The 15,436-nt window shown below is 66.3% G+C and carries 15 protein-coding genes; 10 read left to right on the top strand and 5 right to left on the bottom strand.

The window, feature by feature from the left end; genetic code table 11:
- The 6 genes from H3O04_RS26630 to H3O04_RS26655 all read left to right on the top strand — a co-directional run.
- On the top strand, positions 1 to 942 hold a 942-nt coding region (locus H3O04_RS26630; RefSeq protein ID WP_237666437.1), incomplete at its 5' end, for a type II secretion system F family protein.
- A 29-nt stretch (positions 943 to 971) separates the two neighbouring features.
- Positions 972 to 1,799 carry a pilus assembly protein gene (locus tag H3O04_RS26635; protein WP_202588793.1) on the top strand — a complete coding sequence of 276 codons (828 nt, stop codon included), beginning with the start codon at positions 972 to 974 and terminating at the stop codon, positions 1,797 to 1,799.
- Positions 1,800 to 1,822: 23 nt separating this feature from the next.
- Positions 1,823 to 2,149, top strand: a complete 327-nt coding sequence (locus H3O04_RS26640; protein WP_202588794.1) for a DUF3613 domain-containing protein — start codon at positions 1,823 to 1,825, stop codon at positions 2,147 to 2,149.
- A 12-nt stretch (positions 2,150 to 2,161) separates the two neighbouring features.
- Complete coding sequence (locus H3O04_RS26645; RefSeq protein WP_202588795.1) at positions 2,162 to 3,973, top strand: TadG family pilus assembly protein; 1,812 nt, start codon at positions 2,162 to 2,164, stop codon at positions 3,971 to 3,973.
- A gap of 13 nt (positions 3,974 to 3,986) precedes the next feature.
- Positions 3,987 to 5,378 carry a sigma 54-interacting transcriptional regulator gene (locus tag H3O04_RS26650; protein WP_011545284.1) on the top strand — a complete coding sequence of 464 codons (1,392 nt, stop codon included), beginning with the start codon at positions 3,987 to 3,989 and terminating at the stop codon, positions 5,376 to 5,378.
- A gap of 54 nt (positions 5,379 to 5,432) precedes the next feature.
- The gene (locus H3O04_RS26655) at positions 5,433 to 6,143 is read left to right on the top strand and encodes a DUF2968 domain-containing protein (RefSeq protein ID WP_202588796.1); all 711 of its coding nucleotides are present in this window, start codon (positions 5,433 to 5,435) and stop codon (positions 6,141 to 6,143) included.
- Between the two features lie 81 nt (positions 6,144 to 6,224).
- Here H3O04_RS26655 and hfq read toward each other — a convergent pair whose 3' ends face one another.
- Positions 6,225 to 6,803, bottom strand: a complete 579-nt coding sequence (gene hfq, locus H3O04_RS26660) for an RNA chaperone Hfq (RefSeq protein WP_006476135.1) — start codon at positions 6,801 to 6,803, stop codon at positions 6,225 to 6,227.
- 295 nt (positions 6,804 to 7,098) lie between these two features.
- Between hfq and H3O04_RS26665 the strand changes: the two genes are divergently transcribed.
- Positions 7,099 to 7,383 carry a hypothetical protein gene (locus tag H3O04_RS26665; RefSeq protein ID WP_202588797.1) on the top strand — a complete coding sequence of 95 codons (285 nt, stop codon included), beginning with the start codon at positions 7,099 to 7,101 and terminating at the stop codon, positions 7,381 to 7,383.
- A 27-nt stretch (positions 7,384 to 7,410) separates the two neighbouring features.
- Here the strand turns inward: H3O04_RS26665 and H3O04_RS26670 are convergent, their stop codons facing one another.
- From H3O04_RS26670 to H3O04_RS26685, 4 genes are all read right to left on the bottom strand, one after another.
- Entirely contained in the window at positions 7,411 to 8,328 is a 918-nt protein-coding gene (locus H3O04_RS26670) for a DUF1571 domain-containing protein (RefSeq protein WP_027807348.1), read from the bottom strand.
- 29 nt (positions 8,329 to 8,357) lie between these two features.
- Positions 8,358 to 10,112: an AMP-binding protein gene (locus tag H3O04_RS26675; RefSeq protein ID WP_006476132.1), complete on the bottom strand. Its 1,755-nt coding sequence runs from the start codon at positions 10,110 to 10,112 to the stop codon at positions 8,358 to 8,360.
- A 156-nt stretch (positions 10,113 to 10,268) separates the two neighbouring features.
- Positions 10,269 to 11,090: a TetR/AcrR family transcriptional regulator gene (locus H3O04_RS26680; RefSeq protein ID WP_006476131.1), complete on the bottom strand. Its 822-nt coding sequence runs from the start codon at positions 11,088 to 11,090 to the stop codon at positions 10,269 to 10,271.
- 215 nt (positions 11,091 to 11,305) lie between these two features.
- Positions 11,306 to 12,526, bottom strand: a complete 1,221-nt coding sequence (locus H3O04_RS26685) for an MFS transporter (protein WP_011545290.1) — start codon at positions 12,524 to 12,526, stop codon at positions 11,306 to 11,308.
- A gap of 280 nt (positions 12,527 to 12,806) precedes the next feature.
- On the opposite strand from H3O04_RS26685, the gene H3O04_RS26690 reads away from it, so the two are divergent.
- The 3 genes from H3O04_RS26690 to H3O04_RS26700 form a co-directional block, all read left to right on the top strand.
- Positions 12,807 to 13,349: a GNAT family N-acetyltransferase gene (locus H3O04_RS26690; protein ID WP_012328398.1), complete on the top strand. Its 543-nt coding sequence runs from the start codon at positions 12,807 to 12,809 to the stop codon at positions 13,347 to 13,349.
- A 123-nt stretch (positions 13,350 to 13,472) separates the two neighbouring features.
- Positions 13,473 to 14,099, top strand: coding sequence for a ParB-like protein (locus tag H3O04_RS26695; protein WP_027807350.1), 627 nt, complete (start codon positions 13,473 to 13,475; stop codon positions 14,097 to 14,099).
- Between the two features lie 23 nt (positions 14,100 to 14,122).
- A partial coding sequence (locus tag H3O04_RS26700; protein ID WP_202588798.1) for a SulP family inorganic anion transporter occupies positions 14,123 to 15,436 on the top strand: 1,314 nt, incomplete at its 3' end.

Below are 15,436 nucleotides of genomic sequence, written 5' to 3' on the forward strand. Positions count from 1 at the left end.
CTGCTTGCCGCGCTCGCGATCGTTCGCATCGTGCTCGTGCAGCGTGCCGAGCGCGCGCTGTTGCATGCGCTCGACCGCCGGGCCGCCGCAGTCGAAGCGGCCGCCGCGCGTGCCGGTTCCGGCGAAGCGGCGCGCGAGGCAGCGGCACCTGTCGCGCCGCGGGTGCGCTTCGCGAGGCTGCGCGAACGTTTCGAAGACGTCGGGATGCGGTGGCTCGATACCGGTTTCAGCCGATATCTGATCGCCGACGAAGACCGTCGATTGCTCGAGCAGTGCGGTTTCGTCGACGTGCGCGCCAGAGCGCTGTTCGTCGGCGCGCGCATCGTCTGCGCGATCCTGCTGCCGGCGCTGGCCGTGCTGGTACTGATCGGCCGCGGACAGCAAGCGCGCTGGCCGTTGTGGCTCTCCATCGCGCTCGTGACCGGCTACATGCTGCCGAAAATCTACGTGCGGCGGCGCGCGACCGCGCGTCGACAGAGCCTTGCGGCCGAACTGCCGCTGCTCGTCGACATGTTGCGGCTGCTGCAGGGCGTCGGCCTGTCGCTCGACCAGAGCATCCAGGTGGTCACGCACGATTTTCAGACGATGTTGCCGGTGCTGTCGTGGGAGCTCGGCGTCGCGCAGCGGCAGTTCGCGGCCGGACGTACGCGCGAGCAATCGCTGCAACGCCTCACGAACAGTTTCGACAACGAGGATCTGCGCGCGATCGTGCGCTTGCTGATTCAGGTCGACAAGCATGGCGGTGCGGTGCAGGAGCCGCTGAAGCAATTCGGCGACCGTCTGCGTGAAGGGCGTCGCGCGACGCTGCGCGAGCAGATCGGCCGCCTGACGGTGAAGATGACCGGCGTGATGATCGTCACGCTGTTGCCGGCACTGTTGATCGTGACCGCGGGGCCGGGGATCATGACCGTGCTGTCCGCGCTCGCTGCGTTTCAGCGCTGATGCGGCATGAGGGGAAGGAGCGACACGAGATGAATCGATTGGGTTGGGTTCGCACGATCGCAGGCGCGACGGCGTGCGCGTTGCTCGCCAGCGGGTGCGCGATGTTCAAGGAGTCCGGATACGGTATCGGTGCGCAGGCCGAACGCGGCGCGCTGATGCAGGCCGCGGCCGACAAGAATGCGGCGCCCGATACGCCGGGCATGTATCTGGGCCTGATCGAGCGGATGCAGGGGCAAGGGCTGTATTTCGCGTCGCTCGCGCACATCGATCAGTACGAGAAGCAATATGGCGCATCGCCGGACACGATCCTGCTGCGCGCCGATGCGTTGCGGGCGACCGGCCAGTACGACGCCGGCGTGGCCGCCTATACCAAGTTGCTGACGACGCCGCTCGCGGCGCGCGGCTATCGCGGGCTCGGGCTGACCGCCGGCGCCCGCGGCGATTTCGCGCTGGCCGCGCAGCAGCTCGAGCAGGCGACGGCGCTTGCGCCGACCGATGCGGCGACGTTGTCCGACCTTGCGTATTCGAAGATGCGCGAAGGCGATCTGGCGGGGGCACGCGTGCCGCTGCTGAAGGCGGCCGAACTCGAGCAGAAGAACCCGAAGATCCTCAGCAACTTCGTGCTCTACCTGCTCGCGACCGGTCACGCGAAGGACGCGCGGCGGCTGATGGATCAGCAGAAGCTGTCGCCCGCCGTGCGCGGCCAGATTCGGGACGACGAGACGAAGGTCGCGGCCGCGATGCGCGCGAAGCAGCGCGCCGTCGCCTATACGCCGGCCACTGCGCCCGTGCCGTCGGTGGCGAGCAGCGACAATTTCGATCTTGCCGTGCCGCTGCTGCAGCGTTTCGCGCGATAACGACGATATTCACGGAGGCCATCATGTTTCACCTTTCCTCAATCCGCGTGCAGGCCGTGGGCATCGCCTTCGCCTGCTCGCTCGGGGCGGGCGTCGCGCATGCGCAAGACGACACGCCGGCGTCCGAAATCGGTCATGCGACCAGCGCGCTGCTCGACGTGCAGCGCTCGAATCGCGCGGCCGCCGCGCCGCAACCGATCGACGGTGCGGCCGGCACGTATGCCTATCAGCGCTATATCGACTCGTTCAAGACGCCGATTCCGCAGTGGTTCGGCACGATGTCGGCGTCGGGCGGCGGCAGCAGCGGTGGCAGCGGCGGCGGCCTGTCCGGTGGCGACCTCGCGCGCTGACGGAGCAAAACGGTGACTACCCGGCACAGTGGCGGCACGATCCGCCGCGCGTCACGACAGCGCGGCGCGTTCTCGGTGATGGCGATCATCGCGACGCTGATCGCCATCACGACGCTTGGCGCCATTGGCGTCGGTAATCTCTTTTTCCAGCGTCGGGACGTGCAGCGGATTGCCGACATGGCCGCGCTCGCGGCCGTGCAGCGGATGGACGACGCCTGTTCGCAGCCGACTGCCACCGCGACCAGCAACGCACAGTCGAACGGGCTCGATGCGTCGAACGGCGACACGATCACCATCGAATGTGGCCGCTGGGATACGTCGGTCAACCCGGCACCCAGCTACTACGCTGCCGCGACATCCGGAACCACGCAATTGAACGCGGCCAAGGTGGTCGTCACGCGGCAAGTGCCGTTCTTTTTCGTCGGGCCGCCGCAGACGGTGTCCGCGGTGTCGACCGCGCGGTCGACCAACATCGATACGTTCTCGGTCGGCGCGACCCTGGCCGCGCTCGGCGGAGTGGGTTGCTCAGGCGGATCGGCGCCGACGTCCGGCAATCCGGGGCTCGTCAACGGGCTGATCGGTGCGCTGCTCGGCGCCAACCTGAACCTGAACATCGCATCGTATCAAGCGCTTGCGTGCACGAACGTGACGGTCGGTGACCTCGTCGTGGCGGCGGGCGTCGGCACGGTCGATCAACTGCTCGCGCTGAAGCTCACGTTGCCGCAACTGCTCCAGTTGATGGTGAAGGCGGCCACGCAGACGTCCGTCGTCAACGCAAGCCTGCAGGCGAGCCTCGCCACGCTGCAGGCGATCGTGAACGCCAACGTTCCGGGGACGTCGATCGGCCTCGGCGGCGCGGGCGGCTTGCTGAACGTCGCGCTCGCGGATACGCAGGCGGCGCTCAACGCACAGGTGGATTTGCTCGACCTGTTGATGGTCGGCGCGGAGATCGCGGCAACGGGCAAGCCGGCGGTCGTGGTCAACGTGCCGTCGCTGAATCTCGGCGGGCTGACGGGAACGCAGTTGCAGGTGCAGATCATCAGCCCGCCGTCGATCGGCATCGGCGAGGGCGGGATCGATCCGGCGACGGGAACGTGGCGGACAACGGCGTCGACGGCGGCGGTGGGCGTGTATCTGAATGTCGAGCTTGGTACGACACAGTTGCCCATCGTCGGGGCGTTGCTTGGCGCGCTCAACGTCGGCGTCGACGTCAACCTGCCGATCTACCTACAGGCTGGTACCGGCACGGCGCGGCTGGACTCGACGCAATGCACGTCGACACAGGCAACCAGCACTGTCGTCATCACTGCGCGACCCGGTGTAGCCAATTTATGCATCGGCCAGCCTCCGCTCGATGCGTCAGGCAAGATCAATCTGTCGTCGACTTACAGTTGCAAATCGCCCGCCCAGATCATCAACGTCAACGTGCTCGGGCTCGCACAGTTGACGGCCAGTCTGTCCAATATATCGGTTCAGGTGCAGGGCACTGAGCAATCGCACACGTTCAACGGCGTACCCGGAATCGACGCGAACTATTGGACGGTCAACTCGAATGCGCTCGGTTCAGCGCTCGGTTCAGCGCTGAGCCAACTCGCGGCCGCGACGATCACGGCCAACATCGGACTCGGGGGCGTGAACCTTCTGTCGCTGCCGTCCACCTTCGTGTCCACCTTGCTCACGTTTTTGACCGGCCAGCTCCGCCCACTCCTGTCCAGCCTTGACGCAGTCCTCGTTCCGCTGCTGAATCTGCTTGGCGTCCAGGTCGGCGCGGCGACGGTCCATCAGATCTCGCTCAATTGCGGGGTCGCCCAAACGGTTTACTGAAGAAGCAGATCAGATGAGAAATACGCCCGCAATCGAAGAGCTCGACCTGTACGTCTGGGAAGGCAAGGCGGACATCGTCGACCGTGTCGCCCGGTGCATGGCGAGCTTCGACGTCGAAGTGATCCGCGCCGACAACGCGGCGGTCTCGCCCGAGCGCGCCGCATTGCGGCGGTCGCTTGCGATCATCAGCGTGACGATGATCGAGGGCGGCGCGGCATTCCTGCGTGACTGGCAGGCCAACATCGGCATGCCGGTGGTCTGGGTCGGCGCGGCGCGCGACCACGACGCGTCGCAGTATCCGCCCGAGTATTCGCACATCCTGCCGCTCGACTTCACCTGTGCCGAACTGCGCGGCATGATCGGCAAGCTCGTCACGCAACTGCGGGCGCACGCAGCCGAAACGTTGCAGCCGTCGGAACTCGTCGCGCACTCCGAATCGATGCAGGCGCTGCTGCACGAAGTCGATACGTTCGCCGACTGCGACACCAACGTGCTGCTGCACGGCGAAACCGGCGTCGGCAAGGAGCGCATCGCGCAACTGCTGCACGAAAAGCATTCGCGCTATCGGCACGGCGAATTCGTGCCGGTGAACTGCGGCGCGATTCCGGACGGCCTGTTCGAATCGCTGTTCTTCGGTCATGCGAAAGGCTCGTTCACGGGCGCGGTTGTTGCGCATAAAGGTTATTTCGAACAGGCGGCCGGCGGCACGCTGTTCCTCGACGAGGTCGGCGATCTGCCGCTGTACCAGCAGGTCAAGCTGCTGCGCGTGCTCGAGGACGGCGCGGTGCTGCGGGTCGGTGCGACCGCGCCGGTCAAGGTCGATTTCCGTCTGGTCGCGGCAAGCAACAAGAAGCTGCCGCAGCTCGTGAAGGAAGGGTTGTTCCGCGCGGATCTTTACTACCGGCTCGCGGTGATCGAGCTGAGCATTCCGTCGCTCGAAGAGCGCGGTGCGGTGGACAAGATCGCGCTGTTCAAGTCGTTCGTCGCCCAGGTCGTGGGCGAGGAGCGGCTCGCCCAGTTGTCCGATCTGCCGTACTGGCTCACGGATTCGGTCGCGGACAGCTATTTCCCCGGCAACGTGCGCGAACTGCGCAATCTGGCCGAGCGGGTCGGCGTGACGGTACGGCAGACGGGCGGCTGGGATGCCGCGCGGCTGCAGCGGCTGATCGCGCATGCGCGCAGCGCGGCGCAGCCGGTGCCGGCGGAGAGCGCGGCCGAGGTGTTCGTCGATCGCAGCAAATGGGACATGAATGAGCGCAACCGCGTGATCTCGGCGCTCGACGCAAACGGTTGGCGGCGTCAGGACACGGCCCAGCAGCTCGGCATCAGCCGCAAGGTATTGTGGGAAAAAATGCGCAAATATCAGATCTTCGACGAAGAGCCCGAGACCCGCGAAAGTGAGTAATTAATGAGATAAAATCGCGGTGAATTACAACGACTCGGGCGGGAATAAAACTTCATGAGCCATATGACGGGGTTGGGGCGGGTGAGCGTATTGCTGCTCGCCATGGTGGGAGGCATGCAAGGCGCGTTCGCGCAGGGGCTGGCGGGCGGCGATCCGTCGGCGGTGCAGCAGGCGTCGGCGCCGGTGGCCGCGATTCCGGTGATCGATTCGCAGGCACAGACGTCGGTGCAGCCGCAGGCCGGCGAGATGACGGGGCCGAGCACGGTCGACGACTTGCAGCGCCAGATCCAGGCGCACTCGCTGACGGAAATGCGCACGAGCTACAACGGCAGCTACGGCGCCAGCCTGCTGTTCAACGTCAAGGATGGTGCGTATTTCGTCGCGTTGTTCCAGCAGAAGGCGTTCTGGCGCGTGATCAAGACTTACGACGAAACGCGTGCGGAAGCGATCTATCGCGATTTCTCGCATCAGGCGGAGCGGCTGGCCGTCAACGAGTTGCGGGCGGCGAAGCTGGAATCGCAGAAGGCGCAAATGGACAAGCAGATCGAGGTCACGCAGGACCGCGCGCGGCGCCTGCAGGCGGACATCTCGATCGCCCGCCAGCAGCAGGCGGCGGTGGCGGATCGCCAGAAGAGCGTGCGGAGCGAAACGGCGGCGTTGCAGGCGCAACAGGCTCAACTCCAGTCGCAACTGCGGGCGTTGCAGCAGCAGGTGCGTTCGCTGCAGCGCGAGGCTGACGCGGGCCTGCCGACGACGGCGCGCTGAACCCGGTAACGACGGTGCGGCGACGTGCCGCGCCGGCCGGACAAGTGAAAAGGGCAAGCCGGTTGGCTTGCCCTTTTTGTCTTACTGGCCGTCCGGCACGATTCGCCGGCGGCGCGTCACGATGACCGGCCCGTTGCCGCCGCGGGAATCCGACGGCGCGGCGTTGCCGGATGCGTCGCCGGTGTCGCGCGGCGCACCGTAGCTTTCGCGCGGTTCACGCGGCTCGCGGGGTGCGCCGTAGCCTTCGCGCGGCTCACGTGAGCCGTAACCCTCGCGCGGTTCACGCGAACCGTAGCCTTCACGCGGCTCGCGGGAGCCGTAGCCGCCGTCGCCGCGCGATTCGCGCGGGCCGCCGTGCGAGCCGTACGGGCTGTGACCGCCGCCTTCACGGCCGCCGGGGCGACCACCGGTGCGCGGGCCGCGGGGGCCGCCGCCGCCGGGGCGCGAGCCGCCCGTGTCGAGCTGGATCGTGGAAATCGCACGCTTGTAGATGCCTTGCAGACCCACGGGGGTGCGCAGCATCACCAGATACTGGTCGAACGACTCGATACACCCCGTCAGACGAATGCCGTTGACGAGATAGATTTCAACACGCTTACGTTCCTTGCGCGCCGAATTGATGAAGTCGTTTTGCGGATGGGATTCTGCGGGATTGGCCATTGAGGTGCGGCAGGAGCCTGCGTCAGAGAATATGTTGTGCGTGTGTGTGGCGTGTTCGTCCACAAGCCGTTTGGCGGAATTCTACCCTGTTCGATAAGGGAGCGCGCAGTCGTGATTGTGTCGAACCGTAACCCACTATAGACGTTCCGGCGCATTTTCGCGATTAGGCCGAACGGTCAAATTCGTTTCGTTACGTCGCGTTACGACTCTCGCAGCCCCGTATCACCTGGGTGCGCGCGCCGCGCTTACATTGACCGCGTGAACCGGGCGGGCCGGCTTATCAGGGATGCGGAGCATGAACAAGAGGCAAGTAACAGCGGTGATCGGGAGCATGGCGTTGCTCGTTTCCGGTAGCGCAATGGCGGGGCACGTCGACCTGTCGGTCGGCATCGGCGTCCCGGTCGCACCGGTCTATGTCGAGCCGGCGCCGGTCTATGTGGCGCCGCAGCCGGCCGTCGTCGCCTATCCGGGCTATGGGTATGGCTATTACGGCGATGACGACGACGATCGCTACCGCAAGTGGCGCAAGCACTATTACAAGCACTGGCGTCGACACCACGGCGACGACGATGACGATTGAGCCCGTGACCCGCCGTGCCGGCGCGCGTCAGAACGCGTAGTCGGGGTTTTTCGGGTCGAATGCGGTGTCGTCGAGGGTCGCCGGCGCGATTTTCTCGATGACGATCCGCTCGAAGATCTTGCCGTCGTTGTCATAGGACTCGACGGTCCGGAAATAGGGTGCGTGCAGGTCGAGCCCCAGCACTTCCTTTTTCGCATAGAACTGCGGGCGGCCGGTCGGCGTTTCGTAGGTAAGCGCGACGACGCGCACACCGCCGATCGTTTTGGCTTCCACGTCGGTCGGGCGCTGCACGCCGGCTTCCAGGTATTTCTTCCCTTCGGTCAGGTACAGGTTCGCGATGAACTCGGTGCCGAGATCCTTCACCTGGTGATTCGACTGGGCGCGCGCCAGCGCGCCGTCGATCGCCGTCCACAGCGGAATCTTGCCGAGCAGGCCGCCGAGATGGCCGTACATCTCGTCCTTGCGCTGCGTCGTGTCGTAGATGGTCTCCTGGCCGGCATGCGCGCCGCCCGGCAGCCATTTCGCATACACGCGCAGCGGCTCGCGGGTCGTCTTCACGAGCATGCGGTCGGGCGTGTCGGACCATTTTCCGCTGATGCGCTCCTGACGCACCATCGTGAACTGGTAGGACGGATAGCCGTTCGGGCCATTGCGGATATAGAGCGGCACGGCGAGCGGATCGAGCGCCTTGAAGAGTGCAGTGAGCGTCGCGTCGTCGAGTTGCGCGAGCGTGCCGCGCTGGGCCGCCGTGCGCAGCCAGCGCGCCTGTTGCGCGAGCGGCTCGTGCGTGACTTTCGCGAGATCCGCCGGCAGCGCAGCGGCCTGGGCCGCGCTCGCCGCGCCGGCCGTTTCCTGTGCATGCAGGCTTGCCTGCGCGAGCGACAGCACGCACGCGACGGCCGCCGTGGCGACATGCCGTGCGTGGCGCTTCATTCCTTCGTTCATCGACAGCGTCTCCCGGGGCGACGGATCGTTCAGCCTTGCTTCGCGGCGTTGATTTTGGCGAGTTCCTCGTCGCGCAGCGCGCGCCGCAGGATCTTGCCGACGTTCGTCTGCGGCAGTGCGTCGCGGAACTCGACGAACTTCGGCATCTTGTAGCCGGTCAGGTTCTTGCGGCAGTGCGCGAGCACGTCCTCGGCCGTCAGCGACGGGTCACGGCGCACGACGAATACCTTGATCCGTTCGCCCTGTACCTCGTCCGGAATGCCGATCGCCGCGGCTTCGCTGATGCCGGGATGCATCACCAGCACTTCCTCGATCTCGTTCGGATACACGTTGAAGCCCGACACGAGGATCATGTCCTTCTTGCGGTCGATCAGGCGGATGAAGCCGCGCTCGTCCATCACGCCGATGTCGCCGGTCGCGAGCCAGCCGTCGGCGTCGATCACTTTGGCCGTCTCGTCGGGGCGCTGCCAGTAGCCGCGCATCACCTGCGGGCCGTGCACGCACAGCTCGCCCGGCTCGCCGATGGCGGCCCAGGTGCCGTCCTCGCGGCGAAAGCGCACGACGGTCGACGGCGCGGGTAGCCCGATCGACCCGCTGAACGCGGCCATGTCGTTCAGGTCCACGGGGTTCATCGTGACGATCGGCGAGCACTCGGTGAGGCCGTAGCCTTCGACCACCGGCCGGCCCGTCACCTGCTGGAAGCGCTCGGCGACCGCACGCTGCATCGCCATCCCGCCCGCCATCGCGAGCTTGAGCTTCGAGAAGTCGCGCTTGCGGAATTCTTCGTTGTCGAGGAACGCGTTGTACAGCGTGTTGATGCCGGTGATGCCCGTGAACGTCTCGTGGCGGATGATCTTCATCACCATCTTCATGTCGCGCGGGTTCGCGATCAGGATGTTGCGCCCGCCGAGCCCCATGAAGATGAATGCGTTCACCGTCAGCGAATAGATGTGATAGAGCGGCAGCGGCGTGAGCACGGTTTCGACGTCGCCCGACACCTGGTCGGCGATCCACGCCTTCGCCTGCAGCAGGTTCGCGATCAGGTTGCCGTGCGTGAGCATCGCACCTTTCGCGACGCCGGTCGTGCCGCCCGTGTACTGCAGGAACGCCAGATCGTCGCGCGTGGTCTGCACCGGCTGCGGCTTGCCGCGTGCACCGAGCGCGAGCGCGGAGCGCAGCCGGATGGCCTGCGGCAGATGGTAGGCCGGCACGAGCTTCTTCACGTGCTTCAGCACGAAATTGATCAGGCGTCCTTTCGCGTTGAAGCCGTCGGCGAGCAGGTCGCCGAGCGCGGTGACGACGATGTGCTTCACCTGCGTTTCCGGCAGCGCGTCCTGCAGCGTGCGCGCGAAGTTCTCGAACACGACGATCGTCTGCGCGCCGCTGTCCTTCAACTGGTGCGCGAGTTCGCGCACGGTGTAGAGCGGATTCACGTTGACGACGATCGCGCCGGCCTTCAGCGTGCCGAACAGCGCGACCGGGTACTGGAACGTGTTCGGCAGCATGATCGCGACGCGGTCGCCGGGCTTCACGCCGAGGCTTTGCAGATACGACGCGAATGCGTCGACCTTCTGCGCGAGCGTACGATACGTCATCGACGCGCCGGCGCTCACGTAGGCGACGCGGTCGGCGAAGCGGGTCGTGCATTCGTCGAAGAACTGCACGAGCGATGCGTATTGCGTGACGTCGATCTCGTGCGGAACGCCGGGCGGGTACGACGCGTACCAGATGGCGTCGGTGTTCGGCGCAATCTGGGCCGAGGTGGTTGCTGCGGAAGATGACATGACGTGTCTCCGGTCTTGGCTCTCGGCGGGGGGCGGCGCATCAGCGCCGGCCCATGCCCTGTGCTTCGCGTCGGTCGATGCGGGCGTCTCGACGCCGCGCCTGACCGCGCGTATCAATCAAATCGTGAACAGGAAGCCGCGCGTGGCCTCGCGCGCTCAGTTCGTGGAATGCAGCGTGGCCGTCTCGGCGGTCGTCGCGCCCGACTGCGGCAGCCCGAACGCTTCGCTGGCGCCCGCGTCGTCGAGCACCGCCGCGAAGATCGACAGTTGCGCCGTGTCGGGCATCGGCGCTTTCAGCGCGGCGACGATCAGCGACGACAGCCGCGCGATCATCTGCACGTCGTTCATCGTGCGGCCTTGCGAGAATTCGTCGATCAGGCTTTCCGTTTCGGCGCCCGCGAGCGCGCCGGACAGCGCGCCGATCGCGAAATGCAGCCGCCAGCCGAGCTCGGTGCGCGGCAGGTGCGGCAGCGCGCGCTGGAAGGCATCGAAGAAGCGGCCCGCGACGCTCGCATAGTGCGCGGTCAGGAAGTTGCGCACGAACGGAGAGGGGTCGGTGTACGCGCGGCCGATCAGCCGCAGGAAGCCGGGCCCGCCGCGTTCGGGATCGCGCGAGGCCTTCAGCGCCGGAATGAACATCGCGCCGAGCACGTGCTCGCAGGTGATGTGCGTGCCGAGCTGCGCATCGAAGCGGTCGAGGATGCCGAGGCGTTCCTGGTTCAGCTGGTCGAGCCGGCGCGACAGCATCGCGTGGATCAGCGCTTCCTTGCTGCCGAAGTGGTAGTTGACCGCGGCGAGATTGACCGTCGCGCGCGACGTGATTTGCCGCATCGACATCGCTTCGAAGCCATGCTCGATGAACAGATCCTCGGCCGCATCGAGAATGCGCGCCTTCGTCCCCCCGGTCTGCCGTGTGCCGGATGACCGCGCCCCGGACGGCCGTCCCGCAGATGGCCGCCCCTCCTGACTTACTGCCATGTTCCGCCTCCCATGCCGGTTTCCCGGCCGCGAACAGGTGATTTGATTATCTGATTCAAACAGTCGTTTTTATTAAGATAAAAAATCGTGGCCGGACCGGGCAAGCGCGGAATCTGGATCAATTCCTCTAGTTCGATGTGCGGGTGCGGAAAGCGCGACACCCGCTCACGGCGGGGCGGGGCGCGCGCGATGATGCGGTGCCGCAACGCGCGGGTTCACCCGACGGTGCTACGCGTATTGACCGATTGCGTCATGTCGATGCCGCGCCGTTCGCGGCTGAACAGGATCAGCACGGCGATCGCGACGGCGACGATACCGGCCACGAGAGCGAGCGCGAAGCCGTAATTGTCGTGGTTCGACACGGCCAGCGACGCCTGCATCGTCGCGTTGCCCGACGCGAGCAGGTTGCCGAGCTGGTAGACGACGCCGGGGAAGGTCGCGCGGATCTCGTCGGGCGAGATCTCGTTCAGGTGAACCGGTATCACGCCCCACGCGCCCTGTACCGAGATCTGCATCAGGAACGCGCCGGCGGCGAGTGCAACCGGGCCGCTCGAGAACGCCCACAGCGGCAGCACGGGCAGCGCGATCAGCGCGGCGATGAAGATCGCGCGGCGCCGGCCGATCCGCTCCGAGATCGTGCCGAACGACAGGCCGCCGACGATCGCGCCGATGTTCAGCACGATCGTGATCCACGACACGGTATGCGGATCGAAGTGATGCTGTTCGCGCAGGAAGGTCGGATAGAGATCCTGCGTGCCGTGCGAGAAGAAGTTGAACGCGGTCATCAGCACGATCGCGTAGATCGTGAGTTTCCAGTTCTGCTTCAGCGTGGCGCCGAGGCTCGGGCGCGCTCGTTTCTCCATCTGTTTCCATGCCGGCGATTCGGGCACGTGTGCGCGCACGTACAGCACGAGCAGCGCGGGCAGCACGCCTACCATGAACATCCCGCGCCAGCCGATGGTCTGGTAGAACAGGCCGAACACGACGGACGCGAGCAGATAGCCGCTCGGGTAGCCGGCCTGCAGCAGCCCCGACACGAAGCCGCGCGCATGGGTCGGCACGGTTTCCATCGTCAGCGCGGAGCCGACGCCCCATTCGCCGCCCATCGCGATGCCGAACAGCGCGCGCAGCACGAGCAGCGCGGTCAGGCTCGGCGCGAAACCCGACGCGAGTTCGAGCAGCGAATAGCAGGCGATGTTGACCATCAGCGTCGGGCGGCGGCCGAAGCGGTCGGCGAGCCGGCCGAAGATCAGCGCGCCGAGCGGGCGCATCGCGAGCGTCAGCGTGAGCGCGAACGCGACGGCGGGGATCGTCGACGCGAATTCCGCGGCGATGTCCTTCAGCACGAAAACCATCAGGAAAAAATCGAACGCATCGAGCGTCCAGCCCAGGTAGGCGGCGATCGTGACGTTGCGTTGCTCGCGGGTCCAGCTCATGTCCGGGTCTCCTCGTTGGCTTGCGCGCTCGCGATAGGCATGCGGATGCCGGCCCGGCTCGCGCGCGGCGCGGGGGCACTGATCGAGTGTAGGCTTCCGTGCTGCGCGAGGTGGGGCGCGATAAGCGCGAATCGGGAATAATCCCTACGAAATGGACTGTTTCGGAATCTGAAACGGCGCTGCGCCAGGTGTGCGACAGGTCTCTGTATCATTCTGGAAGGCTTTTTGTATCTGTTCTGTAATGCGCTCGATGCGCATCGTCACCGACTCAGGAGTCCTGATGAATGACCGTTCCGCCGACCCGTTGCCCGTGCTCGAAACCGCGAGGCTGTGGCTGCGTCCGCGCGTGCTGGCCGATCTCGATGCGTGCATCGAGATGGATCGCGATCCCGAGGTCACGCGCCACATCGCGGGCCCATGGCACGACCCCGTCGAGCATCGCCGCTTCGTCACGCACCGGATCACGTGCGACTATCCGCCGGGCCTCGGCTACTGGTCGATCTTCGAGAAGGCCGCGCCCGACGTGTTCATCGGCTGGATGCTGCTGATTCCCGACTACAAGGACGGGTCGCGCGACGTCGAGATCGGCTGGCGGCTCGTGCGTGCGACGTGGGGGCGCGGCATCGCGAGCGAAGCCGCGGCGGCCGTCGTGCGGCACGCGTTCGACACCGTGCGCCTGCCGCGCGTGATCGCCGATATCGCGGAGGCCAACAGCGGCTCGCTGAACGTGGCGCGCAAGCTCGGCATGCGGCGCGTGAGCATCGTGCACGACGGCATTCCTTACATTCGTCATCGTCTCGAACGCGACGATTTGCGCGCGTAGCGCGGCGTCGTGCAGGCCAGGTGTCAGAGATCATCAACCGGACGCGTATCGCGGTCATGACGGATTAACGGCGCCCGGGATCAGGAGTATCGTTGCCGGAATTTTGCAACATGGGGTACGACCATGGCACTCGGCAACGACGTTCATCTCATTCCCGTCAGGCTCGACGCGCTGCGTCCGACCCAGATGACGGTGGGCTACCGCGAAGTCAAGGCGAAGCGCAAGCACTGGAAGGCGCTGAACAAGCGCGCCCGCAAGGCCGCGATCGAATCGCACTGGTTCCCGGCCGTGCTCGGCCCGGACGGGCTGCACTACATCACCGATCACCACCATCTCGGCCTCGCGCTGATCGAGGAGGGCGAGGCGCGCGTGAACGCGATGCTGCTGAAGGATCTGTCGTGGCTCGACGACACGATCTTCTGGCGGATGATGGAACACAACCAGTGGGTGCATCCGTTCGGCCCGGACGGCTCGCGGCGCGACTATGCGCATTTGCCGAAGGTGCTGACGGGGCTCGAGGACGATCCGTACCGCAGCCTCGCCGGCGAACTGCGCACGGCGGGCGGCTACGCGAAGGACGCGACGCCGTTCAGCGAATTCCTGTGGGCCGACTATCTGCGCCAGCACGTGTCGCTCGACCAGATCCGCAAGAACTTCGCGAAGGCGCTCGATATCGCGCTGCATCGCGCGCACGAGCAGGATGCGCGCTATCTGCCCGGCTGGTCGGGCGTGATTGCCGTCAAGCCTTGACCGGCTCACGGCTCCGCCGTCTCATGACGACCGCTCCGATTCGCCCCGACGCCGGCCCGCAGCATCCCGACCATTTCGTCGCGCTCGACACGCCGCCCGCGCCGCGCCCGCGGCGCGTCGGCCTCGATGCGCTGGCCGGCCTGTCGATTGCCGGTTTGCTGATTCCCGAGGCGGTCGCGTATGCGGGGCTGGCCAACCTGCCGCCGCAGGCCGGCCTGATCGCGCTGCTGTCAGGGCTCGTCGTCTATGCGTTGACGGGCAGCAGCCGCTTCGCGATCGTGTCGTCGACGTCATCGTCGGCCGCGGTGCTCGCGGCGACCGTGCTCGCCGAATCGGGGATGGCGCTGGCCGCGCAGCTCGCGCTCGCGGCGGCGCTCGTCGCGATGACCGGCGTGCTGTTCATCCTGGCCGGTGTCGCGCGGCTCGGCGGCATGTCGGATTTCGTCGCACGGCCCGTGCTGCGCGGCTTCACGTTCGGTCTCGCGCTGACGATCGTCATCAAGCAGTTGCCGAAGATTCTCGCGATTTCCGTACAGCACAGCGATGCGCCGCACGTCGCGCTCGACCTGCTCGCCGGTGCGCCGCACGCGAATCTCGCGAGCGTCGTGGTCGGTGCGACGGCACTTGCGCTGCTGTTCGTGCTCGGCCGCGGCGCGCGCGTGCCCGCGACGCTCGTCGTGATCGTGCTGTCGATCGCGGCGGGTTACGTGATCGACTGGCAGCGGTACGGCATCGCGATCGTCGGCCATATCGACTTCCGGCACCTCGAATTCGGCTTGCCGCATCTCGACCGCAATGCGTGGATGCAGACGGTCGAGCTCGCATTTGCGCTGATGCTGATCCTGTATGCGGAGTCGTACGGCTCGATCCGCAACTTCGCGCTGAAGCATGGCGATACCGTGTCGCCGAACCGCGACCTCGTCGCGCTCGGCTGCGCGAACCTCGTGTCGGGGCTACTGCACGGGATGCCGGTCGGCGCCGGCTATTCGGCGACGTCGGCGAACGAGGCGGCCGGTGCGCAGTCGCGTTTGGCGGGGATGTGGGCGGCCGGCGTGGTCGCGCTGATCGTCTGGCTGCTGCTGCCGCAACTCGCGCGTACGCCCGAGCCTGTGCTCGCGGCGATCGTGATCTTCGCGGTCAGCCATTCGCTGCATCCGTCCGTGTTCAGGCCGTACTGGGTCTGGCATCGCGACCGGCTCGTCGTGATCGCGGCGCTGCTCGCGGTGCTCGTGCTCGGCGTGCTGCATGGCCTGCTCGCGGCGATCGGCGTGAGCCTGCTGCTGACGCTGCGCAAGCTGTCCGAGCCGAACGTCAGCGTGCTCGGCCGGCTGCGCGAC

Origin of the sequence: Burkholderia sp. KCJ3K979, from assembly GCF_016759955.1 — a bacterium.
Lineage (GTDB): Bacteria > Pseudomonadota > Gammaproteobacteria > Burkholderiales > Burkholderiaceae > Burkholderia > Burkholderia orbicola.

Excerpts from the sequence above, each read along its gene's own strand:
- H3O04_RS26635 (WP_202588793.1), top strand. The coding sequence starts at position 972 with ATGAATCGATTGGGTTGGGTTCGCACGATCGCAGGCGCGACGGCGTGC.
- H3O04_RS26640 (WP_202588794.1), top strand. The coding sequence starts at position 1,823 with ATGTTTCACCTTTCCTCAATCCGCGTGCAGGCCGTGGGCATCGCCTTC.
- H3O04_RS26650 (WP_011545284.1), top strand. The coding sequence starts at position 3,987 with ATGAGAAATACGCCCGCAATCGAAGAGCTCGACCTGTACGTCTGGGAA.
- H3O04_RS26655 (WP_202588796.1), top strand. The coding sequence starts at position 5,433 with ATGAGCCATATGACGGGGTTGGGGCGGGTGAGCGTATTGCTGCTCGCC.
- hfq (WP_006476135.1), bottom strand. The coding sequence starts at position 6,803 with ATGGCCAATCCCGCAGAATCCCATCCGCAAAACGACTTCATCAATTCG.
- H3O04_RS26665 (WP_202588797.1), top strand. The coding sequence starts at position 7,099 with ATGAACAAGAGGCAAGTAACAGCGGTGATCGGGAGCATGGCGTTGCTC.
- H3O04_RS26670 (WP_027807348.1), bottom strand. The coding sequence starts at position 8,328 with ATGAACGAAGGAATGAAGCGCCACGCACGGCATGTCGCCACGGCGGCC.
- H3O04_RS26675 (WP_006476132.1), bottom strand. The coding sequence starts at position 10,112 with ATGTCATCTTCCGCAGCAACCACCTCGGCCCAGATTGCGCCGAACACC.
- H3O04_RS26680 (WP_006476131.1), bottom strand. The coding sequence starts at position 11,090 with ATGGCAGTAAGTCAGGAGGGGCGGCCATCTGCGGGACGGCCGTCCGGG.
- H3O04_RS26685 (WP_011545290.1), bottom strand. The coding sequence starts at position 12,526 with ATGAGCTGGACCCGCGAGCAACGCAACGTCACGATCGCCGCCTACCTG.
- H3O04_RS26690 (WP_012328398.1), top strand. The coding sequence starts at position 12,807 with ATGAATGACCGTTCCGCCGACCCGTTGCCCGTGCTCGAAACCGCGAGG.
- H3O04_RS26695 (WP_027807350.1), top strand. The coding sequence starts at position 13,473 with ATGGCACTCGGCAACGACGTTCATCTCATTCCCGTCAGGCTCGACGCG.